Raw genomic sequence first — 13,020 nt, forward strand, 5'->3', positions numbered from 1 at the left:
GGAACGGCTATGGGCGCGCTAAATACCCTTCCATTGGGGCTGGCGCTTCTCGGCGAAGGCCGCCGCGCCCTCCATCGCGTCCTGGGAGCCGAACACCGGGTTGATGATCGCTCCCTGCCTGGCGAACATCTCCCCCAGCGGCCAGTCCTGCGACTCGATGATCACCCGCTTGGTGGCCGCGAGCGCCAGCGGGGCGTTGGCGGCGACCTTGCGGGCCAGCTCGAGCGCGCCCTCCAGGGCCTTGCCCGCCTCGGTGACGCGGTTGACCAGGCCCAGCTCGTACAGCCGCGATGCCGGGTAGTGGTCGCCGGTGAGGGCGATCTCCATGGCCACGTGGTAGGGGATCCTGCGCGGCAGGCGCATGATGCCGCCCGCGCCGGCCACCAGCCCGCGCTTGGGCTCGGGCAGGCCGAACTTGGCCTCCTCCGAGGCCACGATGAGGTCGCAGGACAGCGCCAGCTCGAAGCCGCCCGCCAGCGCGTAGCCCTCGACGGCGGCCACCAGCGGCTTCTTGGGCGGGGCCTCCGCGATGCCGCCGAAACCGCGGCCCTCGACGACGGGCAGGTCGCCGGTGAGGAAGCCCTTGAGGTCCATGCCCGCGGAGAAGTAGCCACCTGCCCCGGTCAGGACGTAGGCGGAAATATCCGTGCGGGCGTCGAGGCTGTCGAGCGCCTCGGCGATCCCCCGCGCGACCGCGCCGTTGATGGCGTTCCGCTGGTTGGGGCGATTGATCGTGATGATGGCGACGTTGTCGGATTCCTCTACGAGGACTTCATCGGACACGCAGACCTCACTTGGGCTGGAAGCGGATGCCGCCGTCGAACCGGACGACCTCGGCGTTCATGTAGTCGTTCTCGATCAGCGAGCGCACCAGGTGGGCGAACTCGGCGGCCTGGCCCATGCGCTTGGGGAACACCACGGGCGCGACCAGCTTGGCCTTGAACTCCTCGGAGTTCGGCGAGAACCCGTAGATCGGCGTGTCGATGATGCCGGGGCAGATCGTGTTCACCCGGACCCCGATGGCCGACAGGTCGCGCGCCGCCGGCACGGTCATGCCCACGATGCCGCCCTTGGAGGCCGAGTACGCCAGCTGCCCGGTCTGGCCCTCAAGCGCCGCCACCGAGGCGGTGTTGATGACCACGCCGCGCTGCCCGTCGGCGTCCACCGGCTCGGTCTTGGCGATCGCCGCCGCGCCGATGCGCATGAGGTTGAACGTGCCGATCAGGTTGACCTCGATCACCTTGCGGTAGGTCGCGGGGTTGTGCGGGGAACCGTCGCGGTTGACCGTGCGCTCGGCCCAGCCGATGCCGGCGCTGTTGACCACCACGCGCAGCGGCTTGCCGGTGGCGACGGCAGCGTCCACGGCCGCCTGCACCTGCTCGTCGTCGGACACGTCCGTCTTGACGAACACGCCGCCCAGCTCGTCGGCGATGGCCTTGCCGCGCTCCTCGTTGAGGTCGGCGACGACCACTGTGGCGCCGTGCGCGGCCAGGTCACGGGCGGTCGCCTCGCCGAGACCGCTCGCGCCGCCTGAGATGATTGCTGCAGATCCGTTCAGGTCCATAGAACGGACCCTAACGGGCAACCGAATGAAGTTCTACTCGGGGTGGGTTAAATCTCGCCCACAGCGGTGTCGACGTCGGAATACACCTTGATCCGCCGGTCCAGGCCGGTGGTACGCAGGATCCGCGCCACGGGGGCCTGCGGTGCCGCCAGCGACACCCCGCCGCCCTCGCCCGTCGCCAGCCGCCACGCCTCGATCAGCACCGACAGGCCGCTCGAGTCCATGAACGACAGCTGCTGAAGATCGAGGACGAGCCGGGCGCCGTCCTGTTTGATGGCGTCGCGCACCTCGTCGCGGAGGAAGGGTGCGGTGAACAGATCCAGCTCTCCCTCGACGGCCACCACCACGGCATCGCCCATGGCATGTCGCGCCAGGCGCAGCTTCATTCGGCCCCTCCTCGATGAGCCACTGTACTTCGACATCCCCGGATACCGGGCATGCACAAACTACGATCAGCGCTCTGAAGGCGGTGCTACGGGTTACGGAGACATCACCCCGGCCCGATCACCCGTTCCGCCGGTGCCGGGATGGCGAAGCCGTACGGCAGCTCCAGCCGGTGCCGGGCCAGCAGGTCAGGGTCGGCGAGGAGCTCGCGCGTGGGGCCGTCGGCGGCGATGACGCCCTCGGACAGGATGAGGGAGCGCTCGCACAGCTCGAGCGCGTACGGCAGGTCGTGGGTGACCATGAGCACGGTGACGTCGAGCGAGCGCAGGATCTCGGCCAGCTCCCTGCGGGCGGCCGGGTCGAGGTTGGAGGAGGGCTCGTCCAGGACGAGGATCTCCGGCTCCATGGCCAGCACGGTCGCCACGGCCACCCTGCGCCGCTGGCCGAAGGACAGATGGTGCGGCGGGCGGTCGATGGCCTCGAGCATGCCCACGCGCTCCAGGGCGCCCTTGACCACGCGTTCCAGCTCCTCGCCGCGGACTCCCGAGTTGGCGGGGCCGAAGGCCACGTCGTCGCGGACGGTCGGCATGAACAGCTGGTCGTCGGGATCCTGGAAGACCAGGCCGACACGCTGCCTGATCTCCTTGAGCGTGTCCTTGCGGACCGGTGTGCCCGCCACGGCCACCGAGCCGTGCCCGGCGGTCAGGATGCCGTTGAGGTGCATCACCAGCGTGGTCTTGCCGGCGCCGTTGGGGCCGAGCAGGGCGACGCGCTCGCCCCTGCCGATCGAGAGGTTCACGCCGAACAGCGCCTGCGTGCCGTCGGGGTAGGCGTAGGCCAGGTCGCTGACCTCGAGCGAATTCACCATGCTGTGATCCCCAGTACGGCGAGCGCGACCACGGGCAGGGCCAGCGCGGTTCCCCACTGCTTCATGGACGCCGACATGTCCTGGATTATCGGCATCTGGCCAGAGTAGCCGCGGCTGAGCATCGCCAGGTGCACGCGCTCGCCGCGTTCGTAGGACCGGATGAACAGCGCGCCGGCCGAGCGGGCGATCACCGGGATCTGCCGGACGCTGCGCGCCTCGAAGCCGCGAGACTCCCTGGCGATCCGCATCCGCCGCATCTCCTCCACGATCACGTCCATGTAGCGCAGCATGAACATGGCGATCTGCACCAGCAGGCTCGGCAGCCGCAGCCGCTGCGCCCCGAGCAGGATCGTGCGCGGCTCGGTCGTGGCGGCGAGCAGGATCGAGGCCACCACGCCGAGGCTGCCCTTGATCAGGATGTTCCACCCGGCCCACAGCCCGGGCACGCTCAGCGAGACCCCGAGCACCGAGATCCGCTCCCCCGACCCGATCACCGGGATCAGCACGGCGAACAGCACGAACGGCACCTCGATCACCATCCGCCGCACCACGTGCGCCAGCGGCACCCCGGCCAGGAACGCGATCCCGATCAGCAGCAGCGCGTAGCCGCCGAACGCCCAGAACGCCTCCCTGGGCGTGGCGACCACGACGATCGCGAAGGCCAGCACGGCCAGCAGCTTGCACTGCGGCGGCAGCCGGTGCACGGGCGAGAGGCCCGGCAGGTAGAGCTGGTGATGGTGACCGGCGCCCACGGATTCAGACCTCGGCCTTCCTGCGGCCGCGCGCCGCCCAGGCGACGGCTCCCGCGATGAGCAGCACGAGCCCGACGCCGATGATTCCCGCGATGCCCACCGGGATCCCGCCGACCTCGCCGTAGCCGCTCAGCGCCCAGTTCGTGAAGTGGTCCTTGGCCTGGCCGAGGAAGCCCTTCTGCTCGGCCACGGCCTCGAGCCCGTCGGGGTTGGAGTTGGCGAAGAACGAGACCGCTCCGGCCAGCACCAGCGTCAGTCCGACGCCGCCGAGCAGGAACGGCTTGAGCGACCCGCGGGCGGCCGGCGCCGGGGCGGGAGCCGTACCCACCTCAGAGGTCGAGCCGTCGGCGCCGCGCAGCACGAGGGTCCGCGCCAGCCCCCGCGCGCCGTACACCAGGTCGGGGCGCACGGCGAGCACCGCGCCGACCGTGAGCGCGGTGATGATCGCTTCCCCGATGCCGATCAGGACGTGCACGCCGCCCATCGCGGCGGCGACGGCCAGCGGCGAGATGGGCGCGGTGCCGCCGATCGCGAACAGCAGCGCGAACACCAGCGCCGCGGCCGGCACGGACACCAGCGCGCCGAGGAAGGCGGCCAGCGTGATCCCGCCCTTGCCCCTGGCGAAGCGGCTGACCAAGCGGAAGACACCCCACCCGACCAGCACGGTGACGATGCCCATGATGCTGATGTTGATGCCCAGCGCGGTCAGCCCGCCGTCGGCGAAGAACACGCACTGGACAAGCAGCACCACGGCCATGCACAACACTCCTGTGTACGGCCCGACGAGTATCGCGGCCAGCGCCCCGCCCAGCAGGTGGCCGCTGGTGCCCGCGGCGACGGGGAAGTTGAGCATCTGCACGGCGAAGATGAACGCGGCGACCAGGCCCGCCATCGGCGCGGTCCGGTCGTCAAGCTCCCGACGGGCCTTGGTCAGGCAGACCCCGATCCCGGCGGCCGCCACGACTCCGGCGGAGACGGAGGTGGCGGCGTTGAAGAATCCATCAGGTACGTGCATGTCCCATACTTTAGGACATGGTGTTGCACCTGCACATAGGTGGCAATTAGCGGAAGAGTCTGCGGAGGATCCCTCTCGGCGTGAGCTTGCGCACCACCGTGCTCAGCCGCCCCTTGCCCGAGGTGGCGTACGGCCTGACACTGCGCAGCACCGCACCGCCCCACCAGCGGCGCGGCGCGGCCACGGTCTCCGCGTCGGTCTCGATCCTGAACCTGGCGGGCGGCCCGCCCAGCTCCAGCTCCAGGTAGGCGTCCCAGGTGCCGGGCGCGAAGCGGCCCACCGCGGGCTTGGCCGCGAACGCCCCGCCGGGCAGCGCGATCACCCGCTCGGTGCGCTCGAAGCCGGTGTTGCGCTCGCGCCACACCAACTGCCGCGCCGCCCCGGCATCCGGCCGGTCGTCGCCGATCATGATCTCGCCGTCGATGAGCAGCCGGTGCCCGACCTTCCACCGGGTCCTGGTCAGCTTGACGGTGCCCGGCACCGCCAGCACGTGCCCGCCGACGTCGATGCTGAGGTTGCCGTTGTCCCTGGTGAAGTACGGCAGGGCCACGGTGCTGCCGAACAGGCGCGGAGCCGGCCTGGCGATGCCGCCGTCGCGGTCGGCGCCCAGCCGCCCGATCCGGACCACCCCCTCGAGCTCGACGGCCACCCGCACGTCCCAGACGCCGGAGGTCAGGCCGGGCACGTCGATGCGGGCCGTGAACGCGTCACCCTCACGCTCGGCGGGCACGACCACCTCGCACGCCGAATCGTGGCGTGCCCGCAGTACCAGGGCGACGCCGTCCTGCCTGCTCAGCCCCTCCAGCGCCGCCGTGCCACGGACCACCAGCCGGTCGTCGTCCCAGCGCAGCCCGGTCAGGCGGCGGACGACCGTGGCGCTTTCGATGTCGGCCAGCCGTACCAGCCTGTCGATGTCGCCGAGCGCGGCCAGGCGCTGGCGGTCGGTGCTGTTGAGCCGGCTGAGGACGCCCGGCGTCAGCCACTCGTCGCACAGCGCGGCGACCGCCTGTGCGATCTCCTTGCGCTGCACCTCGCCCGCCTCCAGGAAGGGCGCGCCGAGCTGGGTGAAGGCGTCCAGCCTGAAGTGCCTGCGCAGCAGGTGGTCGCGCAGCGGGCCGGGAGGGATGTGCTCGGCCATCAGGCGGATCGGCTCGCGGATCATCGCCAGCCAGGCGACTGGGTCGCGGCTGTCGGGGCGCTGCATGATGCTGGTGCCGTCGGGCCTGGACACCAGGTGGTAGCACTCGTAGTCGGCCACCACGGAGATGACGTCGGCGTGGCAGTAGGCGTGCACGGTGAACAGGATGTCCTCGCCGACGAGCTGCTCCTCGCCGAACCTGATGCCGTGGCGCTCCAGCAGCTCCCTGCGGAAGAGCTTGAAGCAGCTCAGACTGTTGTAGACCGCACTGTCGCCCAGGTCCACCCGCTCGGCGTTGCGCTGGAACATCGACTCGGGCGCCCGCCTGCCATGCCCCACCATCTTGCCGAGCACGATGTCGGAGCCGTTGCGGTCGGCCATGGCCACCATGCGCTCCAGCGCCTCGGCGCCGAGGTAGTCGTCGGCGTCGCAGAAGAAGACGTAGCGCCCGCGGGCGTGCTCGAGGCCGACGTTACGCGGCCGGCCCGCGCCGCCGGAGTTCTCCTGGGACAGGATGCGGACGATGCTGCGGTGGTAGGTGGCGTAGAGGTCGAGCAGCTCCGCCGTACCGTCCACCGAGCCGTCGTCGACGACGATGATCTCTTTCTTGACCCGCTGCACGAGCGCGGAGGTCAGGCAGCGGTCCAGATACGGTCTGCAGTTGTGGGCGGGGATGACGACGCTGACGTCGACGGCATCCTCGTCGTTCCCTGTTGTCGTCATTGCCACAGCCGCGCCCCTCAGCCGTCACGCTCCGCTTTCGTTCCGTTTCAGTATGTGACCTCTTCCGCATCTTGGGTGGCTGATCGGACGTCTTCGTAAGACGGTTTTCCTTGATCGAGAGCTCTGCATAAATGCTGGTAACCCAGCCAATTGGCACAATTGCGCACCGCCGAATGGAGCTCGGGGAGGCTGTTTTCCACCCAGGGGGAGAGAACCTCACCGAAGGCCACAGTGCCCTATCCCCGGACCACCACGGGTGATCCGTCCGAGAGGATCGCGCGTCTACACTCAGGCAACCTTGACCGGGGAGGTGGCGGGTCCATGGAAACCGAACTCCGCAGGCGGGAGTCCATCGTCTCCTCAGCACGGCTGGCGGAGCTGTACGAGTGCTCCGCACTGCTGCGCCGTACGAGGATCAGGGCAGAGGAGATCGTCGACGAGGCCCGCACGCTGCTCGTCGAGGCGGAAGGGCAGGGCGACCCGGGGCGCATCCTGACGCTCAGCGCCCAGCTCGACGAGGCGCGCGCGGCGTACTGCAAGGTGCTCAATGCCTATGTGACCATCTGCCGCCGCATCAACGACGAACGGCAGGCCATTCTGCAAGCCTTGTCAGGCGCGGCCTGACGATGCTAGCGTCAGGCCATGCCTGACATGCAATGTTCCTTCTGTGCCAAACCGAGCACGGACGTCGAAAAGCTCATCGCGGGTCCCGGCGTGTTCATCTGCAACGAATGCGTGGGGCTCTGCACCGAGATCCTCGAGCAGGAGAAGACGGTCGCCACGACCGAGCCGCGTCTGCCGATGTGGGAGACGATGTCGGACGACCAGATCCTCGACCATCTCCCGCGCGTCGCCGCGGTCCGCGCGCAGATAGACGACAACCTGCGCGACTGGGTCCAGCACCTGCGTTCCAGGGACGTCTCGTGGGAGCGCATCGGCGCCTCGCTCAACATGACCCGCCAATCCGCCTGGGAACGCTTCAAGGCCTGACCCTGGGCCCGTCAGTCAGCAAGCAGTTCGAGGGAGCGGAGCCAGGCGGTGCGGTCAGGGGCCGAGGAGGCGACGATGAGCTCGTCCGCGTCGGCGAGCTTGGCGAAGTCGTCCAGGTAGTCCTTGACCTCGTCCGCCGTGCCGACCGCCGAGTACTTGGTCATGTGCGAGATCTGCCGCCCCGCGGGCGACTCCAGTGCCAGGTCCGCCTCCTCCGGCGTGAGCCGCTGCTTGGTGAACGCGCTGACCCGGCGCCGCTTGGCCGCGTGGAAGTGGCGCTCCGCCTCTTCGGTGGTGTCCGCCGCGATGACGTTCACCCCGGCGATGACGTACGGCGTGGCCTGCTGCGCCGACGGCTTGAACTCCCGCCGGTAGAGCTCCACCGCCTCCTCCAGCGCGTCGGGCGCGAAGTGCGAGGCGAAGGCGTACGGCAGGCCGAGCGTGGCGGCCAGCTGGGCCCCGAACAGCGACGAGCCGAGGATGTACAGCGGCACGTCGGTCCCCTTGCCGGGCGTGGCCTCGACGCCGGAGATCAGCGACTCGCCGGAGAGGTATCCCTGGAGTTCGAGCACGTCCTGCGGAAACCGGTCCGCCGAGACGGGAGTGCGTCGCAGGGCGCGGAAGGTCTGCTGGTCGCTGCCCGGCGCCCGGCCCAGGCCGAGGTCGATGCGGCCGGGATGGAGCGTCTCCAGGGTCCCGAACTGCTCGGCGATGGTCAGCGGCGAGTGGTTGGGCAGCATGATCCCGCCCGCACCCAGGCGGATCGTGCTGGTGTGCGCGGCCACGTGGGCGATCAGGACGCTGGTCGCGGACGAGGCGATGGTCGGCATGTTGTGGTGCTCGGCGTACCAGATGCGGCGGTAACCCCACCGCTCGGCGTGCTGGGCCAGCGTGACACTGGCCCGCAGCGCGTCACCCGCGGTCTCTCCCTCGCCGATGTGCGCCAGGTCGAGAATGGACAGAGGAAGAACCATGGACACTCCAACCGCCCGGGCGCGGTGGTTATTTCAGGTGCTTGAGGGTGTCCGCGATGAATCCGCCCACGTAGGGGTGAGCCGGGTAGAGCGCCTGCACCCGCCGGAGCTTGGGCAGCGCGGCGCGGTAGCGGCCGGCGAAGTAGTCGTCGAGCGCGGAGTCGTAGACCTGGGTCGTGATCGACTCGGCCGGCTTCACGCCCGCGGCGGCCACCCGCTTGCGGATGATGCTCACGGGCAGGATGAAGCTGTGGTTCTCGGCCTCGGCCAGCGTCTGCTCGTCCACGCTGCCCGCGATGAGCATGCCGATGACCATGCCGTCCTTGTCGAAGACGGGCCCGCCGGAGTTGCCGTGGTAGGACGGCGCCTGCGACTGCAGGTACGGCACGCCGAGCACGGTCTTGCGCTGGGCGTTGTAGGCGCCCTCGGTCAGCGACGGGTAGAGCTTCGAGCGGAAGTCGAAGACGGGGCTGTTGGTGATCAGCCCGGGGAAGCCGCTGATGTAGAGCGTGTCGCCGATGCGCACGTCCCTGTCCTGGCCGAGCGGCACGGTCGGGACGTTGCGCGCGCCGCGGAGCTTGAGCAGCGCGAAGTCCTCGCCCGGGTACTGCGCGCCCTTGGCCACCAGGGTCAGCGGCGTGACGTGCGGTTTGTCCTTGGAGGTGGCGGTCACGATGGCGATGGTCTTGGTCAGCCCGGTGATGCGCATGTGGTCGGCGTTGAACTTGCCGATCACCCCGCCGGCCAGGTTGACCAGCTCGGTGTCCGGCTGGACGCTCTTCAGCAACGAGGCCATGTCCGCCTGGTTGATCTTGGGCAGCGCCTTGGTGGCGAAGTTCGAGCGGAGCGACTGCGGCACGGCGGAGACGCAGTGCGCGCCGGTGACCATGTAGCCGTCGGGCGTGAGCCACCAGCCGGTGCACAGTCCCAGCATGTCGGCGGGCACGGTGCGGTTCGGGCCCGAAGCGGTCAGGTACCGGTCCGGCTTGGCCGAGGCCGCGCGCAGCACCCACTTGAGCTGGCTCTGGGCGTCGGCCGGGATGTGCCCGAGCCGCGCGTGCCGCTTGGCCTGGGCGACCAGGCCGAGGAAGGCCTTGTTCGGCCGCGCCTGCGGCACGACGACCTTGCCCGTGTAGCTGAGCCCGATCAGCTGGACCGCTGGATCGGTCCTGGCGGCCAGGCGGGTGCCGGTGGCCACCTCGTGCGAGTCAGCGAGCGCGCCCGTGGCCGAGACCGCGAGCGCGGCCATGGCGAGCGCCCCCGCCGCCAAGAGCCTGGTTGTCTGCATTTATCCCACCCCTTTGTCATATGGGGTGAGTGTGCGGTGGCGCGCTGGCGCGCGGCTTGCACGGTACTTGTCCGTCGGCTTGCAGTCCGCATGCCGGCGGTCCCCCTGCTCCAGCTCCCCGGTGCGGCCGGGGAGCTGGAGCCCGATCTCATTCGGCGGCTAGCCGCTCTGCCTCTTCGTGCAACGCCACGATCAGGAGCATCTCCAGGTGAAGCTCGTCCAGGTCGGGCGTCGCGAGGCCATCTAGGACGCGCATGGTGGGCCTCCCTGGGATATAGACGCCTCAGGAGTCACACTGGTTTACCAATCGCCGAATATCCGCTCGGATCGTACGGCGAAGCAGCCGTCGGAGCACGGGCGCCATGACGGATTCGAGCCCGCGCGTCCGGATCCGGACGTGGAAGGTGAACAGGGCCCTGCCTTCGTCCAGCGGTTCGACGATCCTGCCGCCCTCGGCGTCGATCCCCGACGTGGTCCGCCAGGCGAACTCCCGCCCGGGATCCACCCGCAGAACCTCGCCGCCGTTGCGGTAGGTGCGCCCAGCGAAACGCATGACCTCGCCGGTCGTGGTGCCGACCTGGACGATCCCGGCCGGCTTCGGATCCATCGTCTCAACACCCTTGCGCCACGACGGATCCCGCCCGTAGTCGGCCACGATCGCCCAGACCTCGGCGGCAGGGCGCGGGATTTCACCCTGTTCGCGCAGCTCGATCACCCGTCGATGGTACGGCGAGCGTCCTCCACGCCGTGGGTCCGAAGCGGCTCTCCAGCCGGGCCGCGGCAGCCGTACCGAACAGACCACCGAAGGCGCCCGCGGTCACCAGCACGCCCAAGTTCGAAACAGCGCCGGCCGTCCACAGCTTGTGGAAGTCCGCGCCGAGAATCCAGCTCGTCAGCGCTCCTCCCCGGGATTTCCGGATCTTCGCCCCGAAACTAATCAGGCTGCCTCAAGACAGGCAACGGATTTTGCCGCACACTGCGGACATGCGGCTGGGCGAGCGGCTGGACACGGCGCGGCGGCGCGGATTCGTCGGCAGGGAGAGCGAGCTGGCGGCCTTCGAGCGTCTCCTCGATCCCTCGCTCCCCGCCCAGGTGTTGCTCGTCCACGGCCCCGGCGGCGTCGGCAAGACCGCCCTGCTGCACCAGTACGGCTGGCGCGCGGCCGCCGAGGGCCACCGGGTGATCTGGCTCGACGGGCACGAGATCGAACCCACCCAGGCCGCCGTGCTCGCCGCCCTCGGCATCGCGAGCCTGGACGAGCTGTCCACGATGCCCGGCCTGGTCCTGCTGATCGACACGCTGGAGCTGCTCGCGCCGCTCGAGCGCTGGCTGCGCAGAGAGCTCATCCCGGCGCTGGCCGGCGACGCGCTCGCGGTGCTGGCCGGCAGGGATCGGCCGCCGCCGGTCTGGCGGGCGGATCCCGGCTGGCGCGAGCTGGTCGACATCGTGCAGCTCGGCAACCTCAGCCACCCGGAGGGCCGCCGGCTGCTCGAGCTGCGCGGCGTCCCCGAGGCCGACCAGAACCCGGCGCTCGACTTCACCCGCGGGCACCCGCTGGCGCTCGCGCTGGTCGCCGACGTGGCCGCGCAACGCAGGTTCTCCGCCGTCTCGGCCCACCAGGTCATGGGCGCGCTGCTGAAGAGTTTCGTCGACACCGTGCCCAGCCCGCTGCACCAGCAGGCGCTCGAGGCCTGCGCGCAGGTGCTCGCCACCACCGAGCCGCTGCTCGCCGCGCTGCTCGACCTGCGGGACGCCGCCGAACTGTTCGCCTGGCTGCGCGACCTGTCGATCGTCGAGTACGGCTCGCGCGGCCTGTTCCCGCACGACCTGGCACGCGACGCGCTCGGCGCCGAGCTGCGCTGGCGTGACCCGGACGGGTGCGAGGAGATCCGGCGCCGGGCCGCCGCCTACTACCGGCAGCAGTTCGGGGTGGCGCGGCCTGCCGTACAGCAGCTCATCCTGCTGGACTTCGTCTATCTGCATCGCGACACGTCGGTGCTCGGGCCGTTCGTGGCGGGTTATCCGCAGACGGGAGCCTTGAGCGCACATCCCGCTCTACCTGCGGAACTGGGCACGTTCGTGTCCTGGGTGCGCAAGCACGAAGGGGAGGAATCCGCTCGGATCTGCTCGTCCTGGCTCGAACGGCAACCGGGATCTGCGGTGGCGATCCGCTCGTCGGAAGGCGCCACTGTCGGCTTCTACCAGCTGATCTCCGTGGATGCCACGCTGGACGCCTCGATGGACGCCTCGGTGGACGACGACCCGGCCATGGCGCGGGTGCCCGCTCGCGGACAGATGGTGCGTTTCTGGATGGACGGGGAGCGATACCAGGAGCCGTCGCCCGTACAGCTCTTCATCACGGTCCAGCTGTTCAGGTCCTACCTGCAGGCCGCGTGCCCCGACCACACCCTGCTGACCTTCGCCTCGGCGGAGCCGTTCGCCGAGGGCTGCGCGCACGTGGACTTCCACCGCATGCCGGAGGCCGACTTCACGGTGGGCGGCCATGTCTACGCCGTGTTCGGCCACGACTGGACCGCGGTGCCTCCCCTGGCCTGGGTATCCCGCCTGGCCGAACGCGACTCGCTCATCTCGTCCCCCACCTCGCTCCTGGACGAGGAGACCTTCGCCGCCGCCGTCAAGTCGGCCCTGCGCTCCCTCGGCCGCGCCGGCGGCCTGCGGGACTCGCCCCTGCTGGCCTCCATGCTGGCCCGCGGCCAGGAATCCGCGCTGCGCGCCGTACTCAAGCAAGCCGCGGACCAACTGGCGGCCTCTCCCCGAGACCGCCGCCTGCACCGAGCCCTCCACCACACCTTCGTCCAGCCCGCGGAAACCCAGGCCGCCGCCGCGGAACTCCTCGGCCTCCCCATGACCACCTACCGCCGCCACCTGGCCGCCGCCGAAGCCCGCCTAACCGAAATCCTCTGGCAACACGAACTAGACGCCCGAGGCCCCTGACCCCACCCGGGAGGCATGCGCGCGAACGTTCTGCTCGCCGCCGTCGTTTCTTTGCAAGGCGAAGGCCCGTCGGCCGCTGCCCTCATCCTCAGGGAGCGATTCGCCGCGGCACCGAACTGGTTCCCACACCCGTCCAGGCTCGGGCACGCTGGCCAACTGGTGCGGATGGACCGGCTGACCCGTTTCTGCCCCGGGCAGGTCCAGGGTGATCGATGGCGGCCTGCCCGGTCGGAAGCGCCACCGAACTCCGTATGGGCACCGGCCACCACGCGAGCCAGTCCTTCCTAGGCTCAGCTCCGGTAGCCGAGCCGCCTTCATGCTGGTTCGGACATTCAAGATCAGCGAGCGGATAATCCAGTCGAAGTCATG

Annotated in this window: 13 protein-coding genes; 3 read left to right on the forward strand and 10 right to left on the reverse strand. The window is 69.9% G+C overall.

Annotated features, from left to right (window positions below; all coding sequences use genetic code 11):
• Positions 1–18 precede the first annotated feature (18 nt).
• The 7 genes from ACIBHX_RS41315 to ACIBHX_RS41345 form a co-directional block, all read right to left on the reverse strand.
• Complete coding sequence (locus ACIBHX_RS41315; RefSeq protein ID WP_397073065.1) at positions 19–783, reverse strand: crotonase/enoyl-CoA hydratase family protein; 765 nt, start codon at positions 781–783, stop codon at positions 19–21.
• 7 nt (positions 784–790) lie between these two features.
• The gene (locus ACIBHX_RS41320; RefSeq protein WP_397073067.1) at positions 791–1,564 is read right to left on the reverse strand and encodes an SDR family NAD(P)-dependent oxidoreductase; all 774 of its coding nucleotides are present in this window, start codon (positions 1,562–1,564) and stop codon (positions 791–793) included.
• A 47-nt stretch (positions 1,565–1,611) separates the two neighbouring features.
• The gene (locus tag ACIBHX_RS41325) at positions 1,612–1,950 is read right to left on the reverse strand and encodes an STAS domain-containing protein (RefSeq protein ID WP_214325410.1); all 339 of its coding nucleotides are present in this window, start codon (positions 1,948–1,950) and stop codon (positions 1,612–1,614) included.
• A 104-nt stretch (positions 1,951–2,054) separates the two neighbouring features.
• Positions 2,055–2,816, reverse strand: coding sequence for an energy-coupling factor ABC transporter ATP-binding protein (locus tag ACIBHX_RS41330; protein WP_397073069.1), 762 nt, complete (start codon positions 2,814–2,816; stop codon positions 2,055–2,057).
• Positions 2,810–3,568: a cobalt ECF transporter T component CbiQ gene (cbiQ, locus tag ACIBHX_RS41335; RefSeq protein ID WP_397073071.1), complete on the reverse strand. Its 759-nt coding sequence runs from the start codon at positions 3,566–3,568 to the stop codon at positions 2,810–2,812. Before cbiQ ends, ACIBHX_RS41330 begins: the two co-directional genes overlap by 7 nt.
• Positions 3,569–3,572: 4 nt before the next feature.
• Positions 3,573–4,583 carry an energy-coupling factor ABC transporter permease gene (locus tag ACIBHX_RS41340; protein ID WP_397073073.1) on the reverse strand — a complete coding sequence of 337 codons (1,011 nt, stop codon included), beginning with the start codon at positions 4,581–4,583 and terminating at the stop codon, positions 3,573–3,575.
• A gap of 46 nt (positions 4,584–4,629) precedes the next feature.
• The gene (locus tag ACIBHX_RS41345) at positions 4,630–6,444 is read right to left on the reverse strand and encodes a glycosyltransferase family 2 protein (protein ID WP_397073075.1); all 1,815 of its coding nucleotides are present in this window, start codon (positions 6,442–6,444) and stop codon (positions 4,630–4,632) included.
• Between the two features lie 321 nt (positions 6,445–6,765).
• Here ACIBHX_RS41345 and ACIBHX_RS41350 point away from each other — a divergent pair, with 321 nt between their 5' ends.
• Together ACIBHX_RS41350 and ACIBHX_RS41355 are read left to right on the forward strand one after the other, a co-directional pair.
• Positions 6,766–7,068: a hypothetical protein gene (locus ACIBHX_RS41350; RefSeq protein WP_397073076.1), complete on the forward strand. Its 303-nt coding sequence runs from the start codon at positions 6,766–6,768 to the stop codon at positions 7,066–7,068.
• Positions 7,069–7,086: 18 nt separating this feature from the next.
• Entirely contained in the window at positions 7,087–7,434 is a 348-nt protein-coding gene (locus ACIBHX_RS41355) for a ClpX C4-type zinc finger protein (protein ID WP_397073078.1), read from the forward strand.
• A gap of 11 nt (positions 7,435–7,445) precedes the next feature.
• Here ACIBHX_RS41355 and ACIBHX_RS41360 read toward each other — a convergent pair whose 3' ends face one another.
• From ACIBHX_RS41360 to ACIBHX_RS41370, 3 genes are all read right to left on the reverse strand, one after another.
• Positions 7,446–8,408 carry an LLM class flavin-dependent oxidoreductase gene (locus ACIBHX_RS41360; RefSeq protein WP_397073080.1) on the reverse strand — a complete coding sequence of 321 codons (963 nt, stop codon included), beginning with the start codon at positions 8,406–8,408 and terminating at the stop codon, positions 7,446–7,448.
• A gap of 28 nt (positions 8,409–8,436) precedes the next feature.
• Complete coding sequence (locus tag ACIBHX_RS41365; protein ID WP_397073081.1) at positions 8,437–9,696, reverse strand: serine protease; 1,260 nt, start codon at positions 9,694–9,696, stop codon at positions 8,437–8,439.
• Positions 9,697–9,979: 283 nt separating this feature from the next.
• Positions 9,980–10,411, reverse strand: a complete 432-nt coding sequence (locus ACIBHX_RS41370) for an SRPBCC family protein (RefSeq protein WP_397073083.1) — start codon at positions 10,409–10,411, stop codon at positions 9,980–9,982.
• 269 nt (positions 10,412–10,680) lie between these two features.
• Here ACIBHX_RS41370 and ACIBHX_RS41375 point away from each other — a divergent pair, with 269 nt between their 5' ends.
• Entirely contained in the window at positions 10,681–12,651 is a 1,971-nt protein-coding gene (locus ACIBHX_RS41375) for an AAA family ATPase (protein ID WP_397073085.1), read from the forward strand.
• Positions 12,652–13,020 lie beyond the last annotated feature (369 nt).

It is taken from the genome of Nonomuraea sp. NPDC050536, from assembly GCF_044457685.1.
Classification (GTDB): domain Bacteria; phylum Actinomycetota; class Actinomycetes; order Streptosporangiales; family Streptosporangiaceae; genus Nonomuraea.